The following is a 15,950-nucleotide window of genomic DNA, read 5'->3' as shown; positions in this document are numbered from 1 at the left end:
TTTATGAATATCAGCCGATACCTCAGGCTGCACCGCAAAGATAATGTCATTAAACTGACATACTACACACAAAATGCGTGTCAGATCGTAAAACACTGGATATTCATCCAATATTTATTCTTACCGGCTGATTTCCGTTATACTCTGTTTTCAGTAAACCGCCTAACACGAATGCGCGGGCACCGTACACGAACACCATACGCGAACACCATATTGCGGACAGAATGTGCGGTCAGTTTTCCCGGCAGGAATAACTATATATATGAAAATCATTCACACATCAGACTGGCATCTCGGACAGTATTTTTACACTAAAAACCGGTTACAGGAACATTTGCAGTTTTCAGACTGGCTGATAAACCTGATAAAAGAACAGCAGGCGGATGCCCTGATTATCGCCGGTGATGTCTTTGATACCGCCTCACCGCCGAGTTACGCCCGTGAACTGTATAACCGTTTTGTTGCACAACTGCAGCAGACCGGCTGTCATCTGATTGTACTTGCCGGGAATCATGATGCCGTTGCCACACTGAATGAGTCACGCGAACTGATGGCCTGCCTGAATGTGGATGTCATCGCCAGACCGGAACCGGGCCGGGATCTGATTGTACTGAATAATAAACAAAACCAGCCCGGCGCGATTATCTGCGCAGTACCGTTTCTGCGGCCGCGGGATATTCTGGAAAGTCAGGCCGGACAATCCGAAGCTGAAAAACAACAGGCACTGCTGACGGCCATACAGACACACTATCAGATCCTTTATGACAAAGCGGTTGCAAAACGGACAGCGCTGGGTGCGGAGATCCCCGTCATTATGACAGGCCACCTGACCACTGTCGGTGCCAAAACATCGGAATCTGTCCGCGATATTTATATCGGCACACTGGATGCCTTCCCGGCCGGCGCTTTTCCTCCTGCTGATTATATTGCCCTCGGACATATTCACCGCCCGCAATCCATCGGCGACAGTGGCACCATCCGTTACAGCGGCTCCCCCGTTCCGCTCAGTTTTGATGAATCCGGACAGGAGAAAAGTGTCTTCCTGCTGACCCTCGGTAACAACAGTATTACGGCGATTGATGCGGTGCCGGTTCCCTGTTTTCAGCCGATGGTCTGTCTGAAAGGTGATTTTGATGCTATCAGCCGGGCGCTGGAACAGTTCCCGCCACGCGATGAACACACACAACCGGTCTGGCTGGATATCGAAATCGCCGGGCGTGATTACCTGCCGGATATTCAGAAACGCATTCAGGCACTGACAGAGCCGCTGGCCGCAGAAGTGCTTCTGCTGCGCCGGGAGCGCAGACCCGTCACCGCAGACAACAGCGACGCCCTGCGCGAAACCCTGAATGAGCTGACACCGGATGATGTTTTTGCCCGCCGTCTGGCACTCAGTGATACTGAAGAGAGTGATATCCCGCGCCTCACTACCCTTTTCCGGCAGGTCTGTGAGCAGGTTCGCGATCAGGCAGAAAGTGACAGCAGTACGGACAGTACCGATATCAGCAAAAAGAACAACTCCCGCACCGGCAGCCGGAAAGGAAAAAGTGAATGAAAATCCTGACATTGCGGTTTAAAAATATCAATTCACTTCAGGGCGAATGGAAGATCGATTTTACAGCGGAGCCGTTTGCCGGTAACGGGCTGTTTGCCATCACCGGTCCGACCGGAGCCGGAAAAACCACCCTGCTGGATGCTATCTGTCTCGCGCTCTACCATGAAACCCCGCGCGTAAAAACATCAGCTTCGCAGAATGATGTGATGACCCGTCATACCGCTGAGTGCCTGGCTGAAGTGGAATTCTCCGTAAAAGGAAAAGCATACCGTGCTTTCTGGAGTCAGCGCCGCGCAAGGGATAAAGCAGACGGTAATCTTCAGCCGCCGAAAGCTGAACTGGCGGAATGTGCAACCGGTAAGATCCTCTCTGACAAACTGACACAGGTCAGGGAGAATATCATTGATATCACCGGCCTGGATTTCGCCCGTTTCACCCGTTCTGTCCTGTTATCTCAGGGAAATTTCGCCGCCTTCCTGAATGCGGATGATAATGAACGGGCGGATCTGCTGGAAGAGCTGACCGGCACGGAAATTTACCGTCTGATCTCCCGTCAGGTTTATGAAGACTACAAAGCTGCACAGCAGGCACTTTCCCTGCTGGAAGCACAGACCGGTGCAATCCGGCTGATGACGAATGATGAACGCCTTGCATGTCAGTCTGAACTGACCACCCTTCAGGCTGATGAACAGACTCAGCTTATCCGCCAGACACAATTACAGACAGCACTGCAATGGTGGCTGCGCCGCGACACGCTGGAGACAGAAACGGAACAGCGGCAGCAGCAGTATGCTTCAGTTATACAGCAGATACAGGATGCACAAACACAGCTTGACCGGCTTGCCCGCGCCAAACCGGCAGAGAAACTGCGTCCGGCAAAAGAGGCAGTACAGAACAGCGCCACGTTAAATACACAGTTAACGGCCCGTATGCAGGAGCTGACACAAACAACAGAAAGTACAGTTCGCTCGCTGCAGCCGCTGACCGGCCGGTATGAAGAACAACAACAGCTGCTCGCCGGACTGAAACAGCAGTATCAGCAACTGGAAACGCTGGCAGAGAACGAAATCAGGCCACTGGATAACCAATTGCAACTGCTGAATAATCAGTCTGATACGCTGAAACAGCAGTATCAGGGGCAGTTACAGGAGCAGCAGGCGTTACAGAGCCGCACAACAGAACTTCAGCAACGGCTGACACAAACCCGTGATATTCATACCCGCAGCACACAGTACCGGCAGGACAATAGTCAGAAAGCGGATCTTCCGTCCGCCATTATCCGCTGGCAGCATGAACTGAACACCCGCCGGGAATACCGTTCTCAGATATCAGTTCTGACAGAACAGCAGCAGGCCGGAGAAATTCAGCAGCAGTCGCTGGCAGCCGCACATACCGGAATTGCAAACCAGCTGACCGCCCGTAACCAATCTGTTCTGCCGCTGAAAACAGAACTGGATACCTTACAAACCACATTGCAGCATGCACGGCAGACTGAATCAGATCAGCAATTAGCCGCACAACTGCAGCAAACCGATGAAAAACGCGGATTACTGCAAAAACTGGCGGCTATTGCACCGGAAATCACCCTGCTGACCCGCAACCGGAAAAATCTTCTGCAACAGCAGCAGATATCTCAGGATGAAATAAAGACACTGACAGACTGGTGCGCGCAGCAGGAACCGCTTCTGGCTGACCAGCACACACACCTGCGGGATCTGACCGCCCGTTATCAGCTGGAACAAACCATTATCCGGCTGGATGCGGAGCGTCAGCGTTTACAGGCCGGAGAGCCCTGCCCGCTGTGCGGCAGTACGGCTCACCCGGCTGTCACGGATTATCAGCAGGTGACGCCGGATGAAACCGCACAACGCCTGGAGGCACTGACACAAACCATCAGGGAAGCGGAAAAACACCTGACGGAGAAACAATCCCGGCTGACGTTTACCCGCACACAGCACGAAAAACTGAGTGCAGAATTACAGGAAACCGGTAATGCTCTCGCGGCACATACCGCACAGTGGCAGAAAATCTGCCTCGGGGGCGACTTCATATCCCTGACGGATTCCCCTGAATCACTGAATGACATCATTCAGCACTATGACGGGCTGTATCAGCAGCAACAGCAGGCGCTGGAAAGCCGCCGTGCTCTGGAAACACAATTACTCACCCTGAAAAACCGGTTACAGACTGAAGAGACAGAATGTGAGCGACTGTTACAGACACTACAGCGCAACAATCAGGAACAGCAGTTCCTGACACAGCAACAGACAGAGCGGGCAGCTCGTCTGGCTGAACTTCAGCAGCAGGAACAAGCGCTGGAAACGTCTCTGGTACACTCTGTAACCGCTTTTGGCTACGCTATTCCCTCTCCGGAGGAAACAAATGCGTGGCTGGCACAATGTCAGCTGGAAAGTGATCAGTTCGCCGCCAATGAGCTGCAAATACAGCAAAGTGCACAACAACTCACAGAGCTGGGCGCACAACAGCAAAATCTGGAAGTACAGCAGGCAAAACTGACGGCACAACTGGCAGAACAGTCCGCCGCTCTCACCACACTTCAGGAACAGCATAAAACCGTTACGGCACAGCGTCAGGCGCTGTTCGGTGATAAAAATATCAGTGCCGAATTACAGAAACTGCTTCATCAGCAGCAGGAAACTGAAAGCACACTGAAAGCCCTGACACAGCAGCGCGACAGCCTGCAACAACACCTTGCCGGGCTGCGGGGAGAAGAAAAACGGCTGCAACAGCAAATACTGGATGTGCAGGAACAACACAGCCGGAATCAGCAGGTTTTTCAGCAGCAACTGGCAGAAAGCCCGTTTGCCGGTGAAGCGGATTTCCTCACTGCTCTCCTCAGTGAAGAGGAACATCAGCAGCTGCAAACCCTGGAAACGGAACTTAATCAGGCACAACTGAAAGCCGCCACCAGCCTCGGGGATACCAAAGCCGCACTGGAACAGCACTTGTCCGCACAACCGGAACCGTTCCGTGAACTGCCCCGCCTGCAACTGACAGAATTACATACTGCTGCGGCACAACAACTGCGGGAATTGAGCAGCCGTCAGGGGGAACTGCGCGGACGCCTGACCGCAGATGATAATCTGCGGATACAACAGCGCGATCTGCTGGAACAAATTATCCGCCATCAGCAGGACGTGACTGACCGCAGCCGTCTCAATCTGCTGATAGGCTCTGCCGATGGTGCCAAATTCAGCCGCTTTGCGCAGGGGCTGACTCTGGATTATCTGATCCATCTGGCAAACCGGCGGCTGGAAAAACTGCACGGCCGCTATGTATTGCAGCGCAAAACAGCGGACAGCCTGGAGCTGCAAATCACCGATACCTGGCAGGCAGATACTCAGCGTGACACCAAAACCCTCTCCGGCGGGGAAACATTCCTGGTCAGCCTGGCGCTCGCACTGGCTTTGTCTGATCTCGTCAGCCATAAAACACAGATTGAATCGCTGTTCCTGGATGAAGGCTTCGGTACACTGGACCAGGAAACACTGGATATCGCACTGGATGCACTCGACAACCTGAACGCAACCGGGAAAATGATTGGGGTTATCAGCCACATTGAAGCGATGAAAGAACGGATTGCGGTGCAGATCTCTGTCAGAAAAATGAACGGACTCGGGATCAGTAAATTGTCACCGGAATATCGTGTTACATCAGCGTGATATTTTCACGCCGTGAGCAACACCCTGTTAATTCAATGAAATTTATTGATATTTTTTATATTGGCCGAATTTTTTGAAACATAAGGTTAAATATTTTCGGTATGTTTTTTGATTCATTGCTTATATGCTGTTCTTCATGAACTGAAGAGAGCGCGGAAACCGGTTTTTCCGACAAAAAATTTAACGGAGAGTAACATGTCTAATTCATTTATCGAGTTAATTAAAAAACGCAGAACAATTTATAGCCTTGGTAATAATCTGCCTGTTTCTCAGGATCGTATCGCTGCTCTCATCAAAGAAGCCGTGAAACACAGTCCGACTGCATTTAACTCACAATCATCACGTGTCGTGGTACTGTTTGGTGAGAACCACAAAAAACTGTGGAACATCGTCAAAGACGCACTCCGCGCCATTGTACCGGCAGACGCATTCGCCGCTACTGAAAGCAAAATTGATAATGCATTCCTGTCCGGTGCCGGTACTGTCTTATTCTTTGAAGACCAGTCTGTTGTCAAAGGATTACAGGAACAATTCGCACTGTATGCGGATAACTTCCCGGTCTGGTCTGAACAGGCCAGTGGTATCGCACAGTTTGCTGTCTGGACAGCACTGTCTGAAGAAAATATCGGTGCATCCCTGCAACACTACAATCCGGTGATTGATGAGCAGGTCAGCAAAGCCTGGGATATCCCGGCTGACTGGAAACTGCGCGCACAGTTAGTGTTCGGCTCCATTGAGCAGGAAGCCGGTGAAAAAGCCTTTATCGATGATGAAAGCCGTTTCAGAATCTTTAACTAATCTTCCGGACTCAGCAGCATATTAACCGCTGCTGTTCCCGGACGCATCAGGCACTTTACCTGTCATAAAGTGCCGTTATTACCTTCTGTTATCGTGTTAAAATATGCCTTGCCCGCCTTGTGCGGGCTTTTTTTTATCAGGCTTTCGGCCACAGCCAGGCCGCGCCGCGGACACCACTGGAATCACCGTGAACCGCTTTGCGGATCGGTGTGTCACACTCACCGCCGAACACACGGGATCGTATCAGTGACGGAACGGTCTGATACAGGCGATCGACATTGCTCATCCCGCCACCCAGCACAATCACATCCGGATCCAGCATGTTCACCACCTGGCCGAGCGCTTTTGCCAGCCGCTGCTCATAATTCACCATCACCTGTTCAGCAGGTAAATCTCCCTGCGACAAACGACGGATGATTTCCGCACCTTTACAGACTTCACCGGTCAGCGCCGTATAATCAGCCATAAAACCGGTTCCGGAGATAAACAATTCGGTACAGCCCTGCTTACCGCAATAGCAATCCGCCATCCCTTTAAACAGCCGGTCGGCTTCATCCTGCCACGGCAGCGGGTTATGTCCCCACTCCCCGGCCACACCGTTACCACCGCTGTGAACCTGTCCGTTCAGGGCAATTCCCGCACCACAGCCGGTGCCGATAATCACCGCAAATACCACCGGAAATCCGGCTCCCGCTCCATCAACTGCTTCTGAAACCGCGAGGCAGTTTGCATCATTCGCCACCCGGACTTCCCGTTGCAGTAATGCACTGAGATCCGCATCAAACGGCTGACCGTTCAGCCAGACAGAGTTGGCATTTTTTACCCGTCCGGTAACCGGTGACAGCGTTCCCGGTATTCCCACGCCCACTGTACCGGTCTCTCCGGTGGCGGCTTCGGCATCGTGCACCAGACCGGCAATCGCCTGTAATGTCTGCTGATAATCAAAACGCGGCGTATCCGTCCGTTTACGGAATAATTCCTGTCCCTCATTACTGAGTGCAATCACTTCAATTTTGGTGCCGCCCAAATCAATACCGATCCGCATACTGTCCCCTTCTGCTGTGGATTTACGCTCTGCTTTCATACTTCTGATAATGCAGCCCGCCGGCCTGACAATCAAGTTTCCGCGCGAAGGCATTAGAGCAACGCAGCAAGATCCGTTATCATAGCGGGATGCAATTCTCACCGCGCAATGACCGCGCATCATAAAACAGGACTGTCCGATGTGGTTTAAAAATATACTCGTTTACCGCCTTAGCTCGCCGTTTCCGCTGTCTGCCGATGAGCTGGAAAAACAGCTGGAACACATGGCATTCACGCCGTGCGGCAGTCAGGATATGATGAAAACCGGCTGGGTTTCGCCAATGGGCTCCCGGGGCGATGCACTGACCCACGCTGCCGGTAAACAGATCCTTATCTGTGCCAAAAAAGAAGAAAAAATGCTGCCATCGCCGGTGATTAAGCAGGAATTACAGGCAAAAATTGAAAAACTGGAACATGAGCAGCACCGCAAACTGAAGAAAACCGAAAAAGATTCCCTGAAAGATGAAGTGGTTCACGCGCTGCTGCCGCGTGCTTTCAGCCGTTTCAGTCAGACCGCCATCTGGATTGATGCGGAAAACGGCCTGATTATCGTCGATGCGGCCAGCGCCAAACGGGCGGAAGATAATCTCGCCCTGCTGCGTAAAACACTCGGCTCACTGCCGGTGATCCCGCTGACCACCAAAGACCCGATTGAACTGACACTGACCGAATGGGTTCGCTCCGGTGATTTACCGGCCGGTTTTGCCCTGATGGATGAAGCCGAACTGAAAGCGATTCTTGAAGAAGGCGGTGTCATCCGCTGTAAAAAACAGGATTTGGTATCGGATGAAATCGCCACCTGTATTGAAGCCGGAAAGTGCGTCACCAAACTGGCTCTGGACTGGGAAGAACGTATTCAGTTCCTGATATCTGATGACGGCTCCTTTAAGCGTCTGAAATACAGTGATGATTTAAAAGATAAAAATGAAGATATCGACCGCGAGGATTTTGCCCAGCGCTTTGATGCCGATTTTATCCTGATGACCGGCGAACTGAGTGCGCTGATCAGCAGTACCATCGCTGCCCTCGGTGGTGAGGCGGAACACTGAAAACAACATCTGCGGGAAGCCCGGTAACAGGCTCCCGCTGATACCCGCTGTTTATGCCCACGGCAGCGGGGCTTTTTCATCGTTACCGTGCTCGCCGTAATAGAGCGACGGCAGAAAACGGGACAGATAAGTAAACTCGTTATAGCAATGCTTCATCAGTCCGAAACCAATCTCATCCGGCAATTCCGTCAGCGGATCGGCCAGCGACGCACCGAGTAAAAACCGGCTGCGTAATACACATCCGAACTCAGTATCATACGTGATATGCAGCATTTTTCCGTCGATCGGGTAACCCGGGGTATCGGTTTTCACATCATCCCCGAACCCGATATGAGCACAAACCGCACCGGAAATCTGATGAGTCTGCCGTGCAGACGCCAGTTTATCCGCATCAAAGAAATCCTGTGCATCATTAAATTTCAGTGTCGCACCAACCGGCGGGATCGGCCCGAGAGACTCAACGGCACGGATTGTCGCCCCGATATAACTCTCCCCTTTTTTCCAGACGGAATCCCAGCCGTGGTGTGCCACATGGTCATGCGGATGCCACCAGCGGATATGCTGCGTGGTTTCAAAAAACGTGAACCACCACTCCAGCATCCGCCCTTTGCAGCCATGCAGATCGGTTCTGACAGAGACTGTCAGCAGCCCCTCTTCGCTGCGTTCCAGACCCATTTCCATTCTCAGTGGCTCAGGGGATAATAACTGATTAATATCATTCAGTGCCCACGGTAAGTTTTGTTTTTTTGCTGACATAACGTATACTCCATAATTAAGAAACGAATTTCGTTTCCTAATTAATATTGTCCCGTCACGGGTATTTGTCAATTGAGGATCGCACGTATGGCTAATCATGAACCGGCCGCAGAGCCACGGGGACGGGGACGTCCGGTTGTCCCGGAAGAAGAACTGATTGCAAAAATCCGTGAGGCATCGCTCTGCCTGTTGTTATCACAGGGGTATGCCGCGATGACAATGGATGCCGTGGCAAAGCGGGCCGGTGTCTCCAAAAAGACGCTGTACCGGTTTGCTGAAAACCGGGAAGATTTGGCAGAGCAGATAGTGCGCGGCTGGACGGATTCTTTTGTACCGCTGTTTATGCAGGATGCAGAAAATAAAAATGATTTTTATCAGCTGCTTGAAAAGAATCTGACCACCATGAGCCATAAGGTGCTCAGTGCTGAGGCGGCAGGTTTATTTTGCCTGCTGAGCAGTGAATTCCCCGGCCGGGAGTTATTACTGACCCGTTATCAGGCAGGCGGAATCGAGCGCGGACGCGCGCTGCTGGCGGAATGGCTGGCCCGGCATCAGGACTTTTTATCTCAGCCGGATGCAGCACAAATCAGTGATTTGCTGTTATCGATGGTCATGGCGGAGCCGCTGCGTCAGATTGCCCTGAAACTGGCACCTCCGGCGCCGGACTATCCGGTAGAGCCGCGTATCCGTGCCGCAGTGGCATTACTGAAGTGCTGACAGGCACCGGCAGATAACCGGTGCCCGTAAACCGCATTATTTCTGTATCAGATAGCGGATTGTCGGCCCGTCCTGCTGGATGGATAACACGGTGTAGCCGTGGTTTTTGGCATCCTGCGGGATATTATTGATGGATTGCGGGCAGTCACTCACCACTTCGAGGATCTCCCCGGTTTTCAGTGACGGCATGGCTTCAAGGGTCGCCACTGCCGGATACGGGCACGGCTCACCGACCATATCCAGCCGGTAATCCGGTACAATTACAGTATTATCGGTATTCATGGTGTGCTCCTTAGTGTGCAGCAGAGGCGACAGCGTCAGCCTGGTTTTTCCGGCGGAAGAAACGTTTCTCCCACATCAGTAACAGGATAAAGGCGAAAGCGAGTAATCCGTAAGTGACCAGCAGACCACCGGCCGGGCCGAAGGTATCCAGCAGATTGACTTTATCGTAGTCAGTCGCCAGCCACGGTGCCACGGAATCCCAGTAGTACGCCAGAATGGTCGCACCGATAATATTCCCCAGTCCGACCCACCAGAAGTGCACCTGACCTTCCACAGCGCGGTACATCCAGCCGGTTTCACATCCGCCCGCCAGCACAATACCAAAACCGAACAGCAACCCGCCGATCACGGCATTAGGGCCTGCCCAGAAGATTTTCGGCTGTACGCCCAGTTGCACATAGCTGTAGATGCCGATAGCACTGACTGCCATACCGAGGATAATGGCTTTGGCCATCTGGGTACGTCCGGTTATCCAGACGTCACGGAATGCGGAGGTAAAACAGATTTGCGCCCGTTCAATCAGCAGACCAAACCCGATACCAAACAGCATCGCCATCCCCAGTTTCGGGGATTTAAACAGGGTGAACAGAGACCAGGTGAGGCACAGCAGGAAAATCAGCATACCGAGACGAAAACGGCGTTTCGCACGCTGCAAATCCTGTGTCAGCGGTGAGGCTTTGCTGACTTTTTGCAGTTTGACCGGAATGCGGAACATCGGCAGCAGTGTGAATTTCGCGCCGAAGTAAGAGCCTGCGGCGGTTGCCAGTGCAAAGAACCAGGCATGCAGGGAGAATTGCGGGATACCGGTAAAGAACGCCGCCAGGTTACACCCCATCGCGAGACGCGCCCCGAAACCGGCAATAATACCGCCGATAACGGCCTGCCAGATACGGATTTTATGTTGCGGGAGGCGGATTTTGACATTGTTAGCCCATAAGGCTGCGGCGATACAACCGGCAAACATGCCGATAATCATCATGCCGTCGATACGATCCAGGGGCGAGCCCTGTAAACCGATCACCTTAAAATACCCCCAGTTTTCCGGTTGAGCGCCGAACAGTTGCAGAATGTGTCCGCCCCAGCGCGTAAACTCTCCGGTGACCGCCCAGAATGTGCCTGTTAATCCGAAGTAGTATGCGGATAAGATGCCGGCGGCGATCACTGCGGGCAACGGCTGCCAGAACCTGACAAGATACGTTGATTTAAATGTAGACCAGTTCATTTTTTTACCAAAAAAATCCCGACAGCGTCGGGAATCGATGTCGGAGTACGTGTGTACCAGTAGGATCTGTATATGTGATCCACCGGAGAATCATACTCCTGTTGAGATAATTAGCTTATTAATATTTTAAAAATACTGATATGTCCCTGACCACCGGAGGATCAGGGAATAACCGGCAAACCGGAAAGACGCTGACACATCCTTGTCCGCGAAATCTGCTGAATCATCCGGTTTGTGGCAAGGCGGCGAAGTGAGGATATCCCCGGGAGCATACACCAGTATGTGACCGGGGTAGCCGAACGAAGCCAACACCGCCACAGGCCGGAGGATGACACAGATTCGCAGATTCAGCAGATGCGGGGCAGCGGCTCGTTGTACGGAAGATCCAGCAACCTGGTCGCGCCGAAAATCCCCTGTACTTTCACCTGTTTTGCTTCTGTTACCTGCCCGATGGTACAGGCATCCTGACCCAGCGGACTGTTATGAAGCGCTGCCAGTACGGCGTTTTCGGCTTCCGGAGCAACAACAATCACCACTTTACCTTCATTGGCAAAATTGAGTGCTTCCAGTCCCAGCAGTTCGCACACACCGCGTACTGCGGTTTTCAGCGGCAGTTTCTGTTCTTCGATATTCATGCCGCACTGCGAAGCATCCGCAAACTCATGCAGAATAGCGGTGACACCGCCACGGGTAGCATCGCGGACAGCCCGGACACCGTCAATTGCCCGCAGCGGTGCGAGCATCGGTTCCAGCACCGCGCAGTCGCTGCGCAGATCCGCATCCAGTCCGAGGTTTTCACGCAGATTGAGAATTGCAGCACCGTGGTCGCCCAGTGTACCGCTGACAATAACTTTATCCCCCGGACGGCATTGTGCCGCTGCCCAGTTCAGCTGATGCGGGATCACCCCGATACCGGCCGTATTGATAAACACTTTGTCTGCCGCACCGCGCGGAACCACTTTGGTATCACCGGTCACAATCTGAATGCCATTCGCTTTTGCGGTTTCTGCCATGCTGTTAACCAGCTGAGAGAGGATCTCAAACGACAGACCTTCCTCAAGGATAAATCCGCAGGAAAGATAGCGCGGGATCGCACCGCCGACAGACAGATCGTTGGCAGTACCGCATACCGCCAGCTTGCCGATATTACCGCCGGGGAAAATAATGGGGTCGATCACATAGCTGTCAGTGCTGAACGCCAGACGATCACCGGCGGCCTGTAATTCCGCCAGCGGTATTCGTGCCTGATCTTCTTTTTCATTCAGATACGGGTTGGAAAATGCCTGTAAAAACAGGGAGTCGATCAATTGCTGCATCCCCTGTCCGCCGTTGCCCTGTGCCAGGGTGATTTCAGTAATAGGTTTCATTTTATTCTCCGCGCCGGTACTGATAATAAGCCGCACATGCTCCCTCAGAGGAAACCATCAGTGCACCAAGTGCGGTTTCCGGTGTGCATGCTGTGCCGAACAACGGACAATCAGCCGGTTTACAGCGGCCGGTTAACACATCCCCGCAACGTGCCAGCGGGTTATCCGCAACAGATTGCGGCTGCGGCCGGAAGCGGCGCTCCGCATCAAATTCATGATAAGCCGGTGTCAGCTGTATGCCGGAATCTGCGATATTGCCCAGTCCGCGCCATTCACTGCTGGCTTTCAGCTCAAAGACCTCTGCCAGTGCTTTCTGTGCCAGTTGGTTTCCCTGCTCCGGAACAATGCGGCTGTACTGATTTTCCACCGCCATCGGCGCCAGTTTATCCTGCGCCTGTTTTTTCAGCTGGCGGACAACCATCAGAATAGCGGTCAGCAAGTCCAGCGGTTCAAACCCGGTCACCACAAACGGTTTGGCAAATTCATCACACAGCGGCTGATACGGTGTGCAGCCTATCACCATACTGACGTGTCCCGGCGCGATAAAGCCGTCGATAAACACATCTTTCTGTTCCAGCAGTGTGCGCAGCGTCGGGATAATGGTGATGTGCTGACAAAAAACGGTGAAATTTGTCAGTCCGCTTTTTTTCGCCAGCTGTAACGTGGCCGCAGTGCCCGGCATGGTGGTTTCAAAACCCAGAGCAAAGAAGACGACCTCTTTATCCGGATTATCGCGGGCAATAGTCAGCGCATCCAGCGGGGAGTAGACGATACGGATGTCACTGCCGTGACGGCGGGCATCCAGCAGCGAACCGCCGCGACCGGGAACGCGCATGGCATCACCGAACGTGCAGAAAATCACCTCCGGACGGGCTGCGATTTCCAGACAGGCGTCAATACGCCCCATCGGCAGCACACAGACCGGGCATCCCGGCCCGTGCACAAATTCCACGGAATCGGGCAGCAGTTTATCCAGCCCGAATTTAAAAATGGCGTGCGTATGGCCGCCGCACACTTCCATAATCTGCAAAGGCTGTTTCAGCGGGTGCGGCCATGAAGCCATCTCTTCCCTGATTTGCGCCAGCAGTTTTTCTGCCAGCGCCGGATCACGGAACTCATCAACAAAACGCATAGAAATCCCTTATTCCGCTGCACTGCGCTGCTGGTTTACATCACTCAGGCGATCCTGCAACCAGGCAACCCACTCATTCATTCCTTCACCGGTAGAGGCAGACAGTACAATCACATCAATATCCGGATTCACACGGCGTGCCGCATCCACACAGGCTTCAATATTGACGTTCACATACGGCAGCAGGTCGATTTTGTTAATCAGCATCAGGTCTGCGGCAGCAAACATATGCGGATATTTCAGCGGCTTATCTTCGCCTTCTGTTACGGACAGGATCGCCACTTTATGCTGTTCTCCCAGGTCAAAACCGGCAGGGCAGACCAGGTTACCGACATTCTCAATAAATAACAGGCTGTTATCTTTCAGTCCGAGGTGATGCATGGCGTCATGCACCATTTGTGCATCCAGGTGGCATCCTTTGCCGGTATTAACCTGAATCGCCGGTACACCGGTTGCGCGAATTCGCTCAGCATCATTGGTGGTTTGCTGATCGCCCTCAATCACGGCACAAGGTACTTTATCTTTCAGGTAATTGAGTGTGCGGGTCAGTAATGTGGTTTTGCCGGAGCCGGGACTGGATACCAGGTTCAGCGCCAGAATGCCCTGCTCCTGTAAATGTTCACGGTTATGAACAGCGATTTGGTTGTTTTTATCCAGTACCCCCATTTCAATCTGCACCATGCGTTTCTGGGTCAGGCCCGGCGCGTGAGTACCTGCTTCCCCCATCCCGTAATGCATATTGTCTTTATCCACCACCGGTGCAAAGGCTGACGCATGGTCATGACCGTGGTCATGCGAATGCTCATGATCATGATCATGTGAATGATGATGGTCGTGAGCATGTTCGTGCTCATGAGAATGGCTGTGATCATGGCCGTGGTCATGGGTGTGTTCATGTCCGTGGCTGTGCTCATGACCGTGTCCGTGAGCATGCTCTTCACCGGCTTCACGGCCGTCATAATAGTAGTGGTTTACATCGCCGTTATGATGGTAGTGGTGGTGATGAATAATGACGGGGCGGGAAGAGTTATCATGCTCGTGATGGTGGTGATCATGATGTTGGTGATCATGATGTTGGTGATCATGGTGTTGGTGATCATGGTGGTCGTGGTTGTGACCTTCAATCTGCACGTTTCCTTCGCTGCAACCGCATGTGCTGCACATAATCCTGACTCCTGCTCGATTTATTGGCTCCGGCGCGGCATTGTGGTCAGACTCGTGACAGGTGCAAAGCATCTGATCACATGGTGTCGGGCAGTCAACATAAATAAAATATTACACATAAAAGCCGGTAAACCATTACCGGCTTTTATATGTCCGTTATTAATTATATTTGTAGCAAATCGGCGGAGTGCCTGCTTTGACTTTGCGCAGGTCAGATGGATTTTCCCTGCGCAAATAGTGACGTGTTTACGCGAAACTCAGTGAACAAATACGACGTAAACAGCTGCGGCCACAATAAAGCGGTAGATAGCAAACGGAATAAAGGAGATACGTTTAATCAGTGACAGGAACGTTTTCATGGCAATCAGCGCCACAATAAACGCCGACAGGAAACCGACCGCAAACATCGGGATATCTGAGCTGCCCAGGAAATGCCAGCTCTTGTACAGATCCAGTGCTGTCGCGCCCATCATCATCGGTACCGCCAGAATAAAGGAAAATTCTGATGCGGTGTAACGGTTGATCCCCATCAGCATACCACCGGAGATAGTGGCACCCGAGCGGGAAAATCCCGGCCACAGTGCCAGACACTGGAAACAGCCGATGGCAAATGCCTGACGGTAACTGATGTCATCAAGCCCGGTAGCCTGCGCTTTCTTCGGTTTAAAGACTTCCGCCACAATCAGCAGGATACCGCCCGCAACCAGCGCGTACATCACATTCACCGGATTAAACAGTGATTTTATCTGATCACGCAGTAATAACCCGAGTACCACCGCCGGCAGCATAGCAATAATAATATGGAGTAACGTCAGTTTTCCCTGAGTCTGCCCTTCATGGGGAACATTGCCGAAATGAATACCGATAAGCGCAAACATCCGCCGCCAGAACAGGAATACCACAGCGAGGATGGAACCAAGCTGGATAACCACTTCAAATGTTTTTGCTTTATCGCCCGTAAACCCGAGAAGCTCGGCAACAATAATCATATGACCGGTTGATGACACCGGTAAAAATTCAGTTAATCCTTCAACAACCCCGAGAATCAAAGCATGCAGTAAACTTGTGATATCGCCCATATAACGCCCTGTATGGCAGATAAAATAAGGCACTCCCGGAGGCGGGAATGCAGGATACGAACA

General features: G+C 52.4%; 13 protein-coding genes. 5 read left to right on the top strand and 8 right to left on the bottom strand.

What is annotated here, in order from left to right; all coding sequences use genetic code 11:
* Positions 1-262 precede the first annotated feature (262 nt).
* The 3 genes from sbcD (at position 263) to R5268_RS01725 (ending at position 6,036) form a co-directional block, all read left to right on the top strand.
* Positions 263-1,555 carry an exonuclease subunit SbcD gene (gene sbcD, locus R5268_RS01735; RefSeq protein WP_218454547.1) on the top strand — a complete coding sequence of 431 codons (1,293 nt, stop codon included), beginning with the start codon at positions 263-265 and terminating at the stop codon, positions 1,553-1,555.
* Positions 1,552-5,238: an AAA family ATPase gene (locus R5268_RS01730; protein ID WP_317418459.1), complete on the top strand. Its 3,687-nt coding sequence runs from the start codon at positions 1,552-1,554 to the stop codon at positions 5,236-5,238. The genes sbcD and R5268_RS01730 overlap by 4 nt, the downstream gene beginning before the upstream one ends.
* Positions 5,239-5,433: 195 nt before the next feature.
* A complete protein-coding gene (locus R5268_RS01725; RefSeq protein ID WP_046893136.1) occupies positions 5,434-6,036 on the top strand; it encodes a nitroreductase family protein in 603 nt (200 codons plus the stop codon).
* Positions 6,037-6,172: 136 nt separating this feature from the next.
* On the opposite strand, the gene mak is transcribed toward R5268_RS01725, so the two are convergent.
* Positions 6,173-7,081: a fructokinase gene (gene mak, locus R5268_RS01720; protein WP_046893225.1), complete on the bottom strand. Its 909-nt coding sequence runs from the start codon at positions 7,079-7,081 to the stop codon at positions 6,173-6,175.
* A 178-nt stretch (positions 7,082-7,259) separates the two neighbouring features.
* On the opposite strand from mak, the gene rdgC reads away from it, so the two are divergent.
* Positions 7,260-8,168 (top strand): recombination-associated protein RdgC, encoded by a 909-nt coding sequence (rdgC, locus tag R5268_RS01715; protein ID WP_107678521.1) that lies wholly within the window; start codon positions 7,260-7,262, stop codon positions 8,166-8,168.
* A gap of 51 nt (positions 8,169-8,219) precedes the next feature.
* Here rdgC and R5268_RS01710 read toward each other — a convergent pair whose 3' ends face one another.
* A complete protein-coding gene (locus R5268_RS01710; RefSeq protein WP_317418460.1) occupies positions 8,220-8,924 on the bottom strand; it encodes a DAPG hydrolase family protein in 705 nt (234 codons plus the stop codon).
* An 87-nt stretch (positions 8,925-9,011) separates the two neighbouring features.
* Between R5268_RS01710 and R5268_RS01705 the strand changes: the two genes are divergently transcribed.
* Complete coding sequence (locus R5268_RS01705) at positions 9,012-9,641, top strand: helix-turn-helix domain-containing protein (RefSeq protein WP_317418461.1); 630 nt, start codon at positions 9,012-9,014, stop codon at positions 9,639-9,641.
* Between the two features lie 36 nt (positions 9,642-9,677).
* Here the strand turns inward: R5268_RS01705 and yedF are convergent, their stop codons facing one another.
* The 6 genes from yedF to bacA form a co-directional block, all read right to left on the bottom strand.
* Positions 9,678-9,923 (bottom strand): sulfurtransferase-like selenium metabolism protein YedF, encoded by a 246-nt coding sequence (gene yedF / locus R5268_RS01700; RefSeq protein WP_046893132.1) that lies wholly within the window; start codon positions 9,921-9,923, stop codon positions 9,678-9,680.
* Between the two features lie 10 nt (positions 9,924-9,933).
* Positions 9,934-11,145: a selenium metabolism membrane protein YedE/FdhT gene (yedE, locus tag R5268_RS01695; protein WP_054423703.1), complete on the bottom strand. Its 1,212-nt coding sequence runs from the start codon at positions 11,143-11,145 to the stop codon at positions 9,934-9,936.
* A 347-nt stretch (positions 11,146-11,492) separates the two neighbouring features.
* Positions 11,493-12,512, bottom strand: a complete 1,020-nt coding sequence (gene hypE, locus R5268_RS01690; protein ID WP_317418462.1) for a hydrogenase expression/formation protein HypE — start codon at positions 12,510-12,512, stop codon at positions 11,493-11,495.
* 1 nt (position 12,513) lies between these two features.
* Positions 12,514-13,644: a hydrogenase formation protein HypD gene (gene hypD, locus R5268_RS01685; RefSeq protein WP_107678525.1), complete on the bottom strand. Its 1,131-nt coding sequence runs from the start codon at positions 13,642-13,644 to the stop codon at positions 12,514-12,516.
* A gap of 9 nt (positions 13,645-13,653) precedes the next feature.
* Positions 13,654-14,808, bottom strand: coding sequence for a hydrogenase nickel incorporation protein HypB (hypB, locus tag R5268_RS01680; RefSeq protein ID WP_317418463.1), 1,155 nt, complete (start codon positions 14,806-14,808; stop codon positions 13,654-13,656).
* A 257-nt stretch (positions 14,809-15,065) separates the two neighbouring features.
* Positions 15,066-15,887, bottom strand: coding sequence for an undecaprenyl-diphosphate phosphatase (bacA, locus tag R5268_RS01675; RefSeq protein WP_046893127.1), 822 nt, complete (start codon positions 15,885-15,887; stop codon positions 15,066-15,068).
* Positions 15,888-15,950 lie beyond the last annotated feature (63 nt).

Source organism: Morganella sp. BCCO 40_0007, from assembly GCF_032989665.1.
Taxonomy (GTDB): Bacteria; Pseudomonadota; Gammaproteobacteria; order Enterobacterales; family Enterobacteriaceae; genus Morganella; species Morganella sibonii.
The sequence above is the reverse complement of the archived record's forward strand: the minus strand, read 5'-3'. Positions and strand labels throughout refer to the sequence as shown.

Excerpts from the sequence above, each read along its gene's own strand:
- sbcD (WP_218454547.1), top strand. The coding sequence starts at position 263 with ATGAAAATCATTCACACATCAGACTGGCATCTCGGACAGTATTTTTAC.
- R5268_RS01730 (WP_317418459.1), top strand. The coding sequence starts at position 1,552 with ATGAAAATCCTGACATTGCGGTTTAAAAATATCAATTCACTTCAGGGC.
- R5268_RS01725 (WP_046893136.1), top strand. The coding sequence starts at position 5,434 with ATGTCTAATTCATTTATCGAGTTAATTAAAAAACGCAGAACAATTTAT.
- mak (WP_046893225.1), bottom strand. The coding sequence starts at position 7,081 with ATGCGGATCGGTATTGATTTGGGCGGCACCAAAATTGAAGTGATTGCA.
- rdgC (WP_107678521.1), top strand. The coding sequence starts at position 7,260 with ATGTGGTTTAAAAATATACTCGTTTACCGCCTTAGCTCGCCGTTTCCG.
- R5268_RS01710 (WP_317418460.1), bottom strand. The coding sequence starts at position 8,924 with ATGTCAGCAAAAAAACAAAACTTACCGTGGGCACTGAATGATATTAAT.
- R5268_RS01705 (WP_317418461.1), top strand. The coding sequence starts at position 9,012 with ATGGCTAATCATGAACCGGCCGCAGAGCCACGGGGACGGGGACGTCCG.
- yedF (WP_046893132.1), bottom strand. The coding sequence starts at position 9,923 with ATGAATACCGATAATACTGTAATTGTACCGGATTACCGGCTGGATATG.
- yedE (WP_054423703.1), bottom strand. The coding sequence starts at position 11,145 with ATGAACTGGTCTACATTTAAATCAACGTATCTTGTCAGGTTCTGGCAG.
- hypE (WP_317418462.1), bottom strand. The coding sequence starts at position 12,512 with ATGAAACCTATTACTGAAATCACCCTGGCACAGGGCAACGGCGGACAG.
- hypD (WP_107678525.1), bottom strand. The coding sequence starts at position 13,644 with ATGCGTTTTGTTGATGAGTTCCGTGATCCGGCGCTGGCAGAAAAACTG.
- hypB (WP_317418463.1), bottom strand. The coding sequence starts at position 14,808 with ATGTGCAGCACATGCGGTTGCAGCGAAGGAAACGTGCAGATTGAAGGT.
- bacA (WP_046893127.1), bottom strand. The coding sequence starts at position 15,887 with ATGGGCGATATCACAAGTTTACTGCATGCTTTGATTCTCGGGGTTGTT.